Genomic DNA, 12875 nt, shown 5'->3' with positions numbered 1-12875 from the left:
CGCGCCATCAGCCATCCATTTGCCCGGCGCCGGGCGGGAGAACCGGATATGCATATCGGATTTTGCGGCCTGGGCCGCATGGGGGCGCCGATGGTGCGGCGTTTGTTGCAGGCGGGCCATCAGGTCAGTGTCTGGAATCGTTCCCCAGGGCCGGCGCAGCTATTGGCTGCGGATGGCGCCCAGGTCTGCGCCACTCCCCGGGAACTGGGCGACCGGTGCGCCTGGGTGGCCCTGTGCCTGTTTGATGCCGATGCTGTCGAAGCCGTTGTATTCGGTCCCGATGGCTTGGCCCGATCAGACTCGCTGGCGGTGCTGATCGATCACTCGTCCATTGCGCCCGACCGGACGCGAGATTTTGCCGCCCGGTTGTCCCAGACCAACGGCGCGGTCTGGCTGGATGCCCCGGTCTCCGGCGGGACGGGCGGGGCGGCTGCCGGCACTCTGGCCATCATGGCTGGCGGCCCAGCCGATCTCTGCGACCAGGTAAGGCCCCTGCTGCTGCAGGCCTATGCCCAGCGGGTGACGCACATGGGGCCGGTCGGAGCGGGGCAGGTCGCGAAATTATGCAACCAGACCATCGTCGCCACGACCATCGCAGCCATTGCCGAAGCCGTGGCCCTGGCCCAGGATGCCGGGGTGGATGCCGAACGCCTGCCGCAAGCCCTGGCTGGCGGTTGGGCGGATTCCACCTTGCTGCAGATGTTTGTGCCGCGCATGACGCAGGCGGCAGCCCCCCCGCCGCAGGCCAGCCTGGGAACGATGCTGAAAGACCTGGATACCGTCGCCGACCTGGCGCGGCGTCAGGGTACGCCCGTTCCGGTGGCGGCGGCCGTCGGCCAAACCTACCGCCTGGCTGAACGCCGGGGGCTGGGGGCGGCCGATACCTCTCAATTGATTCGTTTATATGACCCTGCCGGAGACCTTGCATGAGTCGACGTTTGAAAATAGCCGCTGGTGCGGCGGCTGTTCTGGTGCTGGCCTATGGCGCCGCATCCTGGTATGCGGGCCGGACGGCCCAGCAGACCATCGAATCCTGGGTGGCGCAAGCCAATCAGGAAATCAAGACGCAGTGGGCCTCTGACGAAGCCCCGCCGACCCTGCGATTGGACGGCTACCAGCGCGGGATTTTCTCCTCGCAGGTCCGGTATGTGTTCGAATTTCGTGACGAGCAGGGAACAGCCCAGGCCTTGACGTTGCAGGACGATCTGCAGCATGGCCCCTGGCCTCTGGCGGCGGTGGGCAACGGCCATTGGCAAGCACTGGCCGCCTATAGCCGGATGCAGCCCTTGCCTGACGGGCTGTGGCAGCCCTGGTTTGACGCGATGGGCGATGGCGCGGCTGCGCCCTGGCAGGCGGATTCTTTGGTTGGTTTCGACGGCGGCGTGGCATCGACCGTGACGCTGGCGCCGGTGCGCACCCCCGATCAAGGGTTGGATTTCAGCGGCGGTGAGATCCAGCTGACGTATCAGCCTCAGACGCGGCAATTGACCGTGGCGGCTCAGGCGCAGTCTCTGCTGGTCCGGGATACCGATCTGCCGGCCACCGTCCGGCTTGAAGGCCTGCAATACGATAACCTGACCACGCGCAGCGGCGACGTCGATTTGCAGTCGCATCAGCAGTTGCAGCTGACACAGTTCCAGATCGTCAGCGAGGGGGCGCCCGACGTCCGCTTCAAGCAGCCATCCATGCAGGTGGATACCGCGCGTACCGGCAGCCTGATGGATAGCCGGATCCGCTACGATCTGGGCCAGCTGCAGGCCGGGGAACAGGATATGGGCGCCATCCAGCTCGAGGCCTCGATCGAGCAGCTGGATGTTCCGTCTTTTCAGGCGATGGTGATGGCCCTGGATCGGATGCAGGCCAATCAGGATGATGATGCCTCGCCGCTGTCCGCCCAGGACGAGCAGCAGTTGCGTGCACTGGCGATCCCGTTGCTGGCCTCGTCTCCCCGCCTGTCGTTGGATACCCTGAGCTGGACGACGCCCAGCGGCAAGACCGATCTGCAGGCCCAGGTGCAGTTTCGGCCGGCGCCGGATGATGCGCCCCAGGATCTGGGCGCTTTGCTCGAGCGGGGAATCGCCAAGGTCGCCGTCCACGCCGGGGTGTCCAAGCCGATGTTGCTCGATGTCCTGCGTCGCAGCCAGGCGGGCGGCGACGCGGACATGATGACGGCCCTGGTCAGCATGCTGTTCGATCAGTATGCCGGACGCTTGACGCGGGCGGAACTGGTGCGTGAACAGGATGGCCGACTGCAGGCGGACATGTCCTACGCCGATGGGCAGGTGACGGTCAATGACCGGTCCATGACGCCGGCCGCGTTCATGCAGCAGCTGGATGCCGCCCTGGGGTCGGGCAATTTCTGACGGGGATATCGATGGAAACCGTGTTTACGCGCATCCTGGCAGGCGACATTCCGGCTGCCATCGTGTATCGGGATGAGCAGGCCTTTGCCTTCATGGACGCTGGCCAGCTCAATCCGGGACACGTGCTGGTGGCGCCCTGCCACCCTTATCCCACACTGCTCGATATGGACCAGGACCTGGCCGCCGATCTGATGCGTCTGGCGTGGCGTGTGGCGCAGGCCGTGCAGGACGCTTTTCATCCCGAAGGGCTGACCCTGTTGCAGGCCAATCGCCCGGCTGGCTGGCAGACCGTGCCGCATGCCCATATCCATGTGCTGCCCCGTTATGAAAACGATGGCGTGGGCCTGGTCTGGCCGCGCAAGGATCCCGGCATCGAGGTGCTGCGTGATTATGCGAAGAAAATCGTTTTGCGCTGATTATTCCGGCTGTCCGGCAGATAGTTTCAGCTTGAATCACAGAGGCCCGATGGGCCTCTTTTCATTGGTGCAGCGCAATATTAAGGGAAAATGCGGACCTGATGATTTCCCTTAGGCATTAACCCTTATTTTTTGCATTGCATCAATTTTAAATATCAAAAAAATCCTATTTTCTTCAATGGTTTAAGTCTCTTGCTGATGGCTTGTGGCAGGCAGGTAAAACACACCTGATTCATGGTGTTCCTGTCTGTAAAAATCTGCGTAAGCTCTGCGTAAGTTTCAAATTTCTTAATAGCGTCACGCAGAAATCTGGCTGTCCATTTCTCTGCTCAGCCACAAAAACAAAGCTGGACCATTCATAAAAATAAATCGCGGGTAATTGTGACACGCAGTACCTTCGCCGGGTGTTTTTGACGCTCGGGGGCCACTCAAAATCAGGAGACAAAGCAATGAAGGATAAAAAAACGTTGGGCCAAGCCATGCAGACTCAGGTCAAGCGCCGTTCCGTACTGAAAGCGGGTGCGGCAGGGATTGCTGGCGGCATGCTGCTGCCCGGCACTGCCAGTGTGGCATTTGCGCAAGACAAGAAACCCCTGGGGGCCTGGCCGGCCGGCGCCGAGGGCGACACTATCTTTCTGGGTGCGACCGTTGACCTGACGGGTCCGTATTCGGCCCAGGGCGCTGCCCAGCAGCGCGGCTATGAACTGGCCGTCGAACACATCAACAACGGCGATCCGGTTCTCAAGGAAATTTCTGCCGATCTGAAAAAAGGGGTGCTGGGCAAGAAACTGAAACTGGGTTCCGCCGATGCGGAAACCAAGCCCAACACGGGGGTTCAGGCCGCCACGCGTTTCATCCACGACGAAAAGGCGATGATGATCTCCGGCAGCACCAGCAGCTCGGTGGCCATTGCGCTGGAAAAGGTCTGCAACCGCGAACACACGCCGTACTTCACTGCCATTTCCGGTTCCAACGAAACCACGGGCGTCGACTGCCAGCGCTATGGTTTCCGTCCTTGCTACTTTGCCTACATGGCCTGCAAGGCGATCGCACCGGTGGCCGCCAAGGAATTCGGCAAGACCCGCAAGGCGGCTTACCTGACGCCTGACTACACCTACGGCCACACCACCACCCAGTCGATGAAGGAGTTCACCGAAAAAGAAGGCTGGACGACCGTCACCAACCAGGTCCACCCGCTGGGCGCCAAGGACTACAGCTCGTATCTGATCAACATCGCCAATACCGATGCCGACGTGCTGGTCTGCGTGGCGTATGGTGCGGACGCGGCCAATGCCATCAAGCAGGCCAAACAGTTCGGCCTGCTCGACAAGATGAAGGTCGTCGTGCCTTACAGCTCGGCCTACATCGAAGAAGAAGTCGGTCCCGATCTGATGGCCGGCGTTCTGGTGGCGCAGGGCTTCTGGTGGACCATGCAGGACACCTATCCCGAAGCCAAGCACTTCGTCGAGGCCTACCAGAAGAAATTCAACGGCATGCCGCGCGATTCGTCCTTTTACGCCTATCTGGCCGTCATGGTCTGGGCGGCTGCCGTCGAGCGTGCAGGGGGCCTGTATCCGCCTGACGTCATCAAGGCGCTGGAATCGGGCGCTGTCCTGAATCTCGCCACCGGGCCGTTCTCGATTCGCGCAGAGGATCACCAGGGCGTCGTGAACTTCCCGATCATGCGCGGCAAGAAAAAGGCCGACATGAAGAACCCCAACGACTACTACGAGGTCGTTCAGGTTGTCCAGGGCAAGGATGTGGTGCCGGATCTGGGCGTACTGGGTTGCAAGCTGGGCGGTTACGTCTAAGTAAAGGGCAATGTCTGGGGCGCTGTCATTGCCCCAGACATGCCGTTGTCCGGGACTTTAAGGAGGCACCCGAGCATGTCATTGTTTCTATCGCAATTATTCAATGGGCTGGCAACCGGCTTGTTGTTGGCGCTGATCAGCACCGGTCTGACCATTATCTACGGCACGCTCGGTGTCATTAACTTCGCGCACGGCGCCTTGTTCGTCGTGGGGGGCTATGCGGGCTACACCGTCTATGGCCTGACGGATTCTTTCGTGCTGGCCATCGCAGGCGGTTCAGCGGTGGCGCTGGCCTGTGGCCTGGTCATCGAACGCGGTCTGATGCGCAAGTTCTACAGCCGTCCGCCCGAAGACCAGATTCTCGTCACCTTCGGTCTGAGCATCATCCTGGTTGAAATCGTGCGCGGCATCTATGGCGGCGTCAGCCTGTCGGTCACCCCGCCGGAATGGGGGATGGGGATTGCCAAAATCGGCTCGCTCATCTATCCGATGTACCGCTTGGAAACCCTGGCCATTTCGGCTGGTACCTTGCTGGTGCTGTATTTCATCCTGTATCGCACCAGCCTGGGGCTAGTCGTGCGCGCAGGCATCGAGGATTCGCAAATGGTTGATGCCCTGGGCATCAACGTCAAACGGGCCTTTCTCGTGGTGTTCGGCCTGGGGACCATGGCTGCCGGTTTTGCCGGGGTCGTCAATTCGCCCATCGTGGCGCTGACGCCGGATATGGGCTTTCGCTATCTGGTTGAATCTTTCGTGGTGGTGGTGATCGGCGGGGTAGGTTCTTTCCCGGGCGCCATCGTAGGCGGCATCATTGCCGGTGAAATTCTCAGCCTCACGGCCATGGTGAATCCCCAGTATTCCGATGTGATGCTGTTTGTCGCCATGGCGCTGGTGCTGGTGTTCCGCCCGCAAGGTCTCATGGGTCAGGAGGGTCGGGAATGAGCACGGCACAATCAACAACGGCCGGCGCTGCTGGAGCGGCGCGGCCTGTCAACCAAGGAGGTGGCCATGATGCGCAGACGGCTACCTGAAATGTGGGTAGGACTGGGCCTGATCGTGGCGCCGTTCGTCCTGCCGGCCCTGGGCATGAGCCCCGACCTGCTGACCCGCATTCTGATCTTCGGCCTGTTCGGCCTGGGGTTCGATCTGCTGTTCGGCTATACCGGCCTGCTGTCTTTCGGCCAAGCGGCTTTTTACGGCACAGGCGGTTTTGTCACGGCCTACCTGATGACGGATGGCATAGTGCCCAATATGTTGCTGGCGTTGGTCATCGGCACCATAGCGGCGGCGGCCATGGGGCTGCTCATCGGCTACCTGACCCTGCGGCGCACCGGCATCTATTTCGCCATGAGCACGCTGGCCTTCGGCGAGATGTTTTTCTTCATGGAAAACTCGGTCTTCAAGGACTATACCGGGGGTGAAAACGGGATCGCCGGGGTGCCTTCGCCTGAAATCGCCTTGGGGTTCATCAACATCGAGATCGGCAGCGGCTGGCCGATGTACTGGTTCGTGGCATTCATTTTCTTTGTGGGCTACGTGATCGCCCGGCGCATCGTGCGTTCGCCGTTCGGCACCGTCCTCAAGGCCATCCAGGGCAATCCCAAGCGGGCTACTGCGCTGGGCCACTCGATCCAGTCCTACAAGCTCATGGTCTTTGTCGTGGCGGCAGCCTACGGCGGTCTGGCCGGCGGCCTGCTGGGCCTGTTCCAGTCGTACATGCCGCCGGATGCCTTTGCACTGGGCACCTCGGCCGAGATCGTCATCCAGACTGTGATGGGCGGTGCGGGCACGTTGCTGGGCCCCCTGCTGGGCGCGACCATCTGGCTGTATCTCTACGAAGGCCTGCAACAGGTCGGTGGCCTTGGCCCCTACTGGAAACTCATTCTGGGTATTGTGTTTGTCGTGCTGGTGACGGTTTTCCGTCATGGCGTGGCCGGCGCCATCATCCAGGTCTGGAATCGTACGCGTAAACTGCCTGCCGGCATCGATTCCGACGCCAGCACCAAGGTGGCGGGCTCTCTGGATATCGTCGCGCCGCTGGCGACCACCCGCGAAGGCGCACCGGTGCTGGAAGCGCGCGGCATCAGCAAGCACTATGGCGGCCTGAAAGCCAACTCCGACATCGACTTCACCCTGCGTGACGGCGAGCTGCACGGGGTGATCGGACCCAACGGCGCGGGCAAGTCCACGTTCTTCGCCATGCTGGCGGGCGAGCTGCCCACCACCTCGGGCAAGGTCTTCTTCCGCGGCCAGGAAATCACCGGCATCGGGGTGACGGCGGTCTGCCAACTGGGCATGAGCAAGTCCTACCAGATCAATCAGCTCTTCGAACAGCTGACGGTGCGCCAGAACATGATGATCCCGGTGTTGGCACGCCTGCGTGGCCGGTATCGCAGCGATCTGCTGTCCAGACTGCACTCGGAACAGCTCGACAGCCAGGTCAATGCCGCGATCGCCATGGTTGATCTCGCTGCGCATGCCGATACGCTGGTGTCGGACATGTCCTACGGTGAAAAACGCCGCCTGGAAATCGGGCTGGCGCTGGCCACCGGAGCGAACGTGCTGCTGTTCGACGAGCCGCTGGCGGGTCTGGGACCCGAGGAACGCGTGCTGGTCGTGTCGCTCTTGAAGTCGATCCGCAAGGGTCGCAGCATGGTCATCGTCGAACACGACATGGATGCCATGTTCGAACTGGCCGAACGTATCACGGTGCTCTACGAAGGCCGCAAGCTGGCCGAAGGAACGCCGGACGAAATCCGCTATGACGCCTCGGTTCAGGCGGCTTATCTCGGGGGAATGGACGATGAGTCTGCTTGAAGTCGACAAAATCAATAGCTACTACGGGGATTCCCATATCCTGTTCGATGTCTCGATGCGCATCGAGGAACACGAAGTCGTCGCCCTGTTGGGACGCAATGGGGCCGGCAAGAGCACCACGCTGAAATCCCTGATGGGGATGGTCGAGGTCAAATCCGGCGCCATCCGTCATCGCGGGGTGGAAATCCAGCAGCTGCCGCCTTACGGGCGGGCGGCGCTGGGTATCCAGCTGGTGCCCGAAGAGCGCCGCGTGTTCGGTTCGATCACGGTTCAGGAAAACCTGCAGCTGGCGGCGATGACGGCCGAAAATCCCCGGACGCTGGACGAGATCTATACGACCTTTCCCCGGCTGGCCGAGCGCAAGCGCAACCGCGGCAAACAGCTGTCGGGCGGCGAACAGCAGATGCTGGCGATCGCCCGGGCGATGATCCGCAATGCGGACATCATCTTGCTGGATGAGCCTTTCGAAGGCTTGGCGCCGCTGATCGTGAAAGATCTCATGCGGGTCTGCCGTCAGCTGGCCGACGCAGGGCAGACGATCGTCATCGTCGAACAGAACGTGCGGGCGGCGCTGTCGCTGGCCGACCGCGCCTATATCGTCAACAACGGACATGTGGTGTACGAGGGCACGCCCAAGGACCTGCATGAAAACGGCGAGATCATCGAGCGTTATCTCGGGGTCAAAGCCTGATTCATGCCGGCCCGGACGGGCGCTTTATGGGGTCTCGCCTTTGCGAGGCCCTTTTTTTTCTGGGCGCTCGGGGTGTTAATCTATAGTCCGTTTCATTTTCTTGCCTGTTGTCCATGTCCACCCCTTCCGGTGTCGACGCTGCAGACAGTGATCTGCTGCAGTATGTCGCGTCCAGCCAGCTGCCCATGCCTTGGGCCGTCTTTCAGATCCATGCCTTTGTCGAGCCCGCCACGGGCAAGGAACACGTGGCCCTGACGCTGGGCGATGTCGGGTCGGGTGCGCCGGTGTTGGCCCGTATCCATTCCGAATGCCTGACGGGCGATGCGCTGTTCAGCCAGCGTTGCGACTGCGGGGCGCAGCTGGAAGCCGCCTTGCAGCGCATTGCCGAGGAAGGACGGGGCATCGTGATGTATCTGCGCCAGGAAGGGCGGGGTATCGGCCTGTTGAACAAGATCCGCGCGTATCAGTTGCAGGATCAGGGCGCCGACACGGTCGAGGCCAATGAACGTCTGGGGTTCCCGGCGGATATGCGGCGCTATGATCTGTGCCGCCCCATGCTGGCGCATTTTGGCATTCACAGCGTGCGCCTGATGACCAACAATCCGCGCAAGGAACGTGTGCTGGCGGATCTGGGCATCACGATCGCCGAGCATATCCCCTTGCAGGTGAACCGCAATCCCTATAACGAGCAGTATCTGCGGACCAAAGCCCGCAAGCTGGGCCATCAGTTCAAGGAATATTTTGGCGAAGCCCCTTGAGGCCGGCCCGCCGGTCCGGGTGCGACAGGCGCATCCCTATGGATATTACTGATGGTGACGATCCTGACGGCATGTTAAAAGACCGAGTGTTGCAAGTTCCCTCGGTAGCCCCGTCATGGTCTTAGCACTGCGTTCGCCCCACCACCCGTGATGGCCCTTTTGCCCACCTCCTTTCATTCCCCTGTGGATCAGATGTCTGGCCCTCAGGCAGAAACGCTATTGCCTATTGAATCCTCGGACCGATCCCATATCCTGGCTTTGCTGCGCCTGGGAGACTTTTCTCAGGACGCCTTCCTGGCCACGGATACACGGGGCGCGATCGTCTATATGAACCGTAGCGCCGAACGGCTGTTCGGCTATCGGCGGGGGACGGCGTTGGGGCTGTCGGTGGCCGCGCTATTGCCCGATATCGGCGATATCAATGCCCGGCTGGATCAGGAAGGCGCCCGCGATACGCTGTTGTGGCGTGGGCGCGGCGAACATCGGCAGTCTCAGCCCCTGCATTTGGCCGGTGCGGCAACGCATATTCCTTCGTCGTCGGGGCGCAGTCACCTGTACGTGGTGCGCCAGCGTCGCACGGACCTGAACGACACCGACCGCCAGGCGGAACTGGCATCGCTGGTGTATCGCAACACCAGTGAAGGCATGCTGGTGCTGGACCCGAAAGGTTTCATCCTGGATGTGAATCCGGCCTTTGTCAGTTTGCGCGGGCGCGCGGAGGCCGACGTCATCGGCCGCCATGTCCGCTGCCTGAATTCCCCGTGCCACGACCGCGAGTTCTACCGCAGCATGTGGCGTACCGTGATCGAAACCGGCAGCTGGCAGGGCGAACACTGGGGCCAGCATGTCAACGGCGAGCTGTATCCGGAATGGCTCAGCATCAATACTTCATTCGGCGATGATGGCGAAGTCCACCGCCGGGTGATGATTTTTTCCAATATCGCCGAGATCAAGCAGGCGGAAGCCATCATCTGGAAACAGGCCAATTTCGACCGCCTGACCGATCTGCCCAACCGCCAGATGTTCCACGACCGCCTGGAACAAAGCATCCGCAAGGCTCAGCGCAGCAATGGGCGACTGGGCCTGCTGTTCCTGGATCTGGACCGCTTCAAGGAAATCAACGACACCCTGGGTCACGCCATGGGTGACGATCTGCTCAAAGAAGCCGCCCGGCGCCTGAGCGCCTGCGTGCGCCAGAGCGATACCGTGGCGCGTCTGGGGGGTGATGAATTTACGGTGCTGCTCGACGATGTCCGCGAACCGCGCGATGTCGAGCGCCTGACCCGTTCCATCCTGCGCACCCTGGCCGAGCCCTTCCGCCTGGGGGTGGAAACCGTCTTTATTTCGACCAGCATCGGGGTGACATTTTTTCCGGAAGACGCCTCGGATGCCGAGTCGCTGCTGAATAATGCCGACCAGGCCATGTATTCGGCCAAGGCCGATGGCCGCAACCGCAGCCGCTACTTCACCGCGTCCATGCAGGAACGCGCCCAGACGCGCATGCGCTTGGTCAACGATTTGCACCAGGCGCTGGACCAAAATCAGTTTTCCCTGCATTTCCAGCCTATCGTGGACTTGCGGGATGGCCGGGTGGCCAAGGCCGAAACCCTGTTGCGCTGGCACCACCCGGTGCGGGGGTTGGTGTCGCCGACGGAATTCATCCCGCTGGCCGAAGAAACCGGCATCATCCGGGCGCTGGGGGACTGGGTCTTTTGCGAAGCCACCCGCCAGGCCGCCGAATGGCGGCAGCGCTTCAGCCAGGACATCCAGGTCAGCGTCAATATTTCCCCGGCCCAGTTGCGTCACGAAGGCCTGGATTTGGCCTTCTGGGCGGCGCACCTGAACACCCTGGGTCTGCATTCGCGCCATGTCATCGTGGAAATCACCGAAGGCTTGCTGATGGATTCCGACGACGATCGCATCCGCCAGCAGCTGGAAGCCTTCCGGAATGCGGGCGTGCAGGTGGCGCTGGATGACTTCGGCACGGGGTATTCCTCACTGTCCTACCTGCGCAAATTCAATATCGATTTTCTGAAGATCGATCAGTCCTTCGTCGCCAATCTGTGTCCGGGCGGCGCGGACCACGCCCTGTGCGAGGCCATCATCCTGTTGGCCCACAAACTGGGGCTGCAGGTCGTGGCTGAAGGCATTGAGACTTCCCAGCAATACGAACTGCTGGCAGCGGCAGGCTGCGATTACGGGCAGGGGTATCTGTTCGCCCGTCCCATGCCGGCGCACGCCTTCGAGGATTTGCTGCAGGCGGGTACCGACATCCGCCCAGGGCGCGCTTAAGGGCGCGACTCGGCGGGCAGGGCGTCCGGGCGCTGACTGCGCAGGCAGTCGGGAGTGGCCGGCAGCACCGCCCAATGCAGATCGATCACGCGGCCCTTGGAGCCGGACCAGCGCACTTCATCGATGCCTTTCCAGGGGGCGGCGTCATAGAGCGCCTGAACCTTGGGTGATGGAGCCGCCCGCCCCTGCGCGCTGTAGGCGATCATCGCGCCGCATTGCAGCGCCGTGCCGGGGGCGAACCACGGGGATTGTTCGTCGCTGGCATCGATATAGACCTGGGTCTGGGGGCCGATATGCACAGCGATATTGCCGCCCAGCCAGGTGTTGGACACGATGACGCGCAGTGGCCGGCCCGGCTGATGCTGCTGCCAGTGCTGCACGGCCAGCGCGGCCAGCGCCGGTCCCGGATAGGTGGAACGGGATGCCTTGCCCAGGGATAGAGCCAGCGGTCCGCGCGCGGCGGCGTAACCCAGGGCCATGATCAGGTGCAGGCCCGCCACCAGGATCAGGATGCGCCGCAGTTGCACGGATTCCGGTCCGCGCAGCCACCACAGGCCGTAGAAGCCGAACAGCACGAAAAATGTGCTGGCCCAGGACGCTTCCAGCCGCGAGCCCAGCAGGACCGAGATCACCACTGTGGACAGGAAAGGCGCCAGACCGACCCACAGCAGGAACTGACGGTCGCTGGCCGTGAAATCCCGGATATAGCGCGGCGCGGCGTCCGGTCCGGCAAAGGATGCATCATTGGCGGCATGGCCGGGCGCCCGGTCCGCGCAGCGGCGGCGCCATAGCGTCCAGGCGCCCAGCACCGCAATCATGGGGGCCAGGCGTCCGGCCTGATCCAGTGAAAAGGACAGCAGATCGCTCAGCGCCGCCAGACGCCCGCCCGCTTGCAGGGAATCATCGGCGTACAGCAGCGGTTCGAAATCGTGCTGGTCCAGCCACCACAGATGCGGGCTGATCACCAGCGCAAAGGCCAACGCAGCCCAGCCGATGCCGATCCAGACGCGCCGCTGGCGCCATGCGCCGCTACGCAGCAGATACAGGAAAAAGGCGGTGAACTGGATCAGGGCGCTGTATTTGGTCAGCATGGCCAGCCCGCCGACGATGCCCAGCAGGACCCAGTCGCGGGTCCGCTGATCGCGTAGCGCCCGGTAGAACCAGTAGATCGACGCGGTGATGGACCATAGTTGCGCCGTGTTGTGGTTGTAGATCGTGCCGCGCAGCGCGAAATAGGCCGTGACCGATACCAGCAGGGTGGCCATCAGCGCCCGATGGGGGGTGGTCAGTTCGCGCCCCAGTTTCCAGACGAACCACAGGCCCAGTGCGGAAAACAGCTGCCCCATCAGGAATGGCAGCCAGACCGGACGCCCCAGCAGTTCCGTGGCGAAGTGCATGATCCACGAGGGCAGAGGCGGGTGCTTGGTGTAGCCCAGTTCCAGGCTGGCGGCCCAGACCAGTTCTTCCATACCGTCCAGATCGGGTGCCGAGTGGCTGATCCCGCACAGGACTGTCCAGAGAGTCACCATGCCCAACAGGCAAAGCAGCACCAGCGCGGCCCCTGGGGGGCGCGCCAAAAGGGGAATCCTGGGGCGTAGGGCCTGCTGCATGGCCGCCAGTATACGATCCTGATCTGCGTAGGGGAATCCGTGGCGGGCGGCGGGCTGCGTGGTACTATCGCCGCAGGCGTGCGCCGGGGCTGACGTTCGCCCGAATTCCATTATGTA

Annotated in this window: 10 protein-coding genes; 9 read left to right on the top strand and 1 reads right to left on the bottom strand. The window is 62.2% G+C overall.

What is annotated here, in order from left to right; translation table 11 throughout:
* Nucleotides 1–48 precede the first annotated feature (48 nt).
* From VDP79_RS00350 to VDP79_RS00310, 9 genes are all read left to right on the top strand, one after another.
* The gene (locus VDP79_RS00350) at nucleotides 49–930 is read left to right on the top strand and encodes an NAD(P)-dependent oxidoreductase (protein ID WP_323016249.1); all 882 of its coding nucleotides are present in this window, start codon (nucleotides 49–51) and stop codon (nucleotides 928–930) included.
* The gene (locus VDP79_RS00345) at nucleotides 927–2363 is read left to right on the top strand and encodes a YdgA family protein (protein WP_323016248.1); all 1437 of its coding nucleotides are present in this window, start codon (nucleotides 927–929) and stop codon (nucleotides 2361–2363) included. The genes VDP79_RS00350 and VDP79_RS00345 overlap by 4 nt, the downstream gene beginning before the upstream one ends.
* An 11-nt stretch (nucleotides 2364–2374) precedes the next feature.
* Nucleotides 2375–2779, top strand: a complete 405-nt coding sequence (locus tag VDP79_RS00340; RefSeq protein WP_323016247.1) for an HIT family protein — start codon at nucleotides 2375–2377, stop codon at nucleotides 2777–2779.
* 449 nt (nucleotides 2780–3228) lie between these two features.
* Nucleotides 3229–4590, top strand: a complete 1362-nt coding sequence (locus VDP79_RS00335) for a substrate-binding protein (protein ID WP_323016246.1) — start codon at nucleotides 3229–3231, stop codon at nucleotides 4588–4590.
* A gap of 75 nt (nucleotides 4591–4665) precedes the next feature.
* A complete protein-coding gene (locus VDP79_RS00330) occupies nucleotides 4666–5532 on the top strand; it encodes a branched-chain amino acid ABC transporter permease (RefSeq protein WP_323016245.1) in 867 nt (288 codons plus the stop codon).
* A gap of 66 nt (nucleotides 5533–5598) precedes the next feature.
* Nucleotides 5599–7407 carry a branched-chain amino acid ABC transporter ATP-binding protein/permease gene (locus VDP79_RS00325; protein WP_323016244.1) on the top strand — a complete coding sequence of 603 codons (1809 nt, stop codon included), beginning with the start codon at nucleotides 5599–5601 and terminating at the stop codon, nucleotides 7405–7407.
* Nucleotides 7394–8098, top strand: a complete 705-nt coding sequence (locus VDP79_RS00320; protein ID WP_323016243.1) for an ABC transporter ATP-binding protein — start codon at nucleotides 7394–7396, stop codon at nucleotides 8096–8098. Before VDP79_RS00325 ends, VDP79_RS00320 begins: the two co-directional genes overlap by 14 nt.
* A 113-nt stretch (nucleotides 8099–8211) precedes the next feature.
* On the top strand, nucleotides 8212–8856 hold the full coding sequence (ribA, locus tag VDP79_RS00315) for a GTP cyclohydrolase II (protein WP_323016242.1): 645 nt from the start codon (nucleotides 8212–8214) through the stop codon (nucleotides 8854–8856).
* A 192-nt stretch (nucleotides 8857–9048) separates the two neighbouring features.
* Nucleotides 9049–11148, top strand: coding sequence for a putative bifunctional diguanylate cyclase/phosphodiesterase (locus VDP79_RS00310; RefSeq protein ID WP_323016241.1), 2100 nt, complete (start codon nucleotides 9049–9051; stop codon nucleotides 11146–11148).
* On the opposite strand, the gene VDP79_RS00305 is transcribed toward VDP79_RS00310, so the two are convergent.
* On the bottom strand, nucleotides 11145–12725 hold the full coding sequence (locus VDP79_RS00305; RefSeq protein ID WP_323016240.1) for a glycosyltransferase family 39 protein: 1581 nt from the start codon (nucleotides 12723–12725) through the stop codon (nucleotides 11145–11147). The two genes, VDP79_RS00310 and VDP79_RS00305, sit on opposite strands and share 4 nt — an antisense overlap.
* Nucleotides 12726–12875 lie beyond the last annotated feature (150 nt).

The organism is Castellaniella sp. (assembly GCF_034675905.1).
In the GTDB taxonomy this organism is placed as follows: Bacteria; Pseudomonadota; Gammaproteobacteria; order Burkholderiales; family Burkholderiaceae_B; genus Castellaniella.
The sequence above is the reverse complement of the archived record's forward strand: the minus strand, read 5'-3'. Positions and strand labels throughout refer to the sequence as shown.

What these genes read in the sequence shown, in the direction of transcription:
- ribA (WP_323016242.1), top strand. Translation starts at nt 8,212, where the DNA reads ATGTCCACCCCTTCCGGTGTCGACGCTGCAGACAGTGATCTGCTGCAG.
- VDP79_RS00325 (WP_323016244.1), top strand. Translation starts at nt 5,599, where the DNA reads ATGATGCGCAGACGGCTACCTGAAATGTGGGTAGGACTGGGCCTGATC.
- VDP79_RS00350 (WP_323016249.1), top strand. Translation starts at nt 49, where the DNA reads ATGCATATCGGATTTTGCGGCCTGGGCCGCATGGGGGCGCCGATGGTG.
- VDP79_RS00335 (WP_323016246.1), top strand. Translation starts at nt 3,229, where the DNA reads ATGAAGGATAAAAAAACGTTGGGCCAAGCCATGCAGACTCAGGTCAAG.
- VDP79_RS00310 (WP_323016241.1), top strand. Translation starts at nt 9,049, where the DNA reads ATGTCTGGCCCTCAGGCAGAAACGCTATTGCCTATTGAATCCTCGGAC.
- VDP79_RS00340 (WP_323016247.1), top strand. Translation starts at nt 2,375, where the DNA reads ATGGAAACCGTGTTTACGCGCATCCTGGCAGGCGACATTCCGGCTGCC.
- VDP79_RS00330 (WP_323016245.1), top strand. Translation starts at nt 4,666, where the DNA reads ATGTCATTGTTTCTATCGCAATTATTCAATGGGCTGGCAACCGGCTTG.
- VDP79_RS00320 (WP_323016243.1), top strand. Translation starts at nt 7,394, where the DNA reads ATGAGTCTGCTTGAAGTCGACAAAATCAATAGCTACTACGGGGATTCC.
- VDP79_RS00345 (WP_323016248.1), top strand. Translation starts at nt 927, where the DNA reads ATGAGTCGACGTTTGAAAATAGCCGCTGGTGCGGCGGCTGTTCTGGTG.